Source organism: Neisseria sp. P0009.S007 (genome assembly GCF_051962515.1).
Window position 1 is genome coordinate 1 of record NZ_JBQCVF010000778.1, and the last position, 754, is coordinate 754.

Annotated in this window: 2 pseudogenes; both read right to left on the reverse strand. The window is 40.7% G+C overall.

The features are described from left to right. A pseudogene (locus ACTHS3_RS16300) lies at positions 1-347 on the reverse strand (toxin-antitoxin system YwqK family antitoxin); the annotation flags it as partial. Between the two features lie 102 nt (positions 348-449). After that, positions 450-754: pseudogene (locus ACTHS3_RS16305) on the reverse strand (50S ribosomal protein L3 N(5)-glutamine methyltransferase); the annotation flags it as partial.

Below are 754 nucleotides of genomic sequence, written 5' to 3' on the forward strand. Positions count from 1 at the left end.
ATCTCGTACGGATCAGAATATTTTTTCATTGATGGATAGTAAAAATCCTGAACCTGCGCCTTACCTGCCGCAATTTTGTATTGGCGGACATAAGCAACCGAAGGCATGGTTGCCGTCAGTTTACCGTTTTGATTGAAATAAACGGTATATTGCTGGGCAAAAGCGACAACGGGCGTACTGAATAAAACAGCAGCCAACAGGCCTGATTTTAAATAATTATTCATAATATGGAGTTTGGCAGTATATGTTCTACAAACAGTCAGTAATAAGAATCCACTGACATTAAAAACTATGGCAAATATTATAAGCCATAGTTTCAAAGCCTGCTTGGATTTCATATTCGGCATACCATAGGCATTTGTATTTTCTTAAAATATTAAAGGTTATACAAAACAAAGGCCGTCTGAAGCTTTTTCAGACGGCCTTTGTTTTATTTATATCAAAATAAACTACTCTTCACCCAATAATTGCTCACGGGTCAACAAGAATACAAACCCATCGCCACCGCTGGTTTCCAACCAAGTAAATGGCAATTCGGGATAAGCCGCTTCCAATACCTCACGGTTGTGACCGATTTCAACCAACAATACACCTTTCGGATTCAGATATTTTGCCGCTTGCAGAATGATTTGACGTGTAGCATCCAAACCATCTTCGCCACTGCCCAAAGCCAATTCCGGCTCATGCAGATATTCATCAGGCAACGCCTCCACAGAGTCCGCATCGACATAAGGCGGATTGGAAACAATCAAGT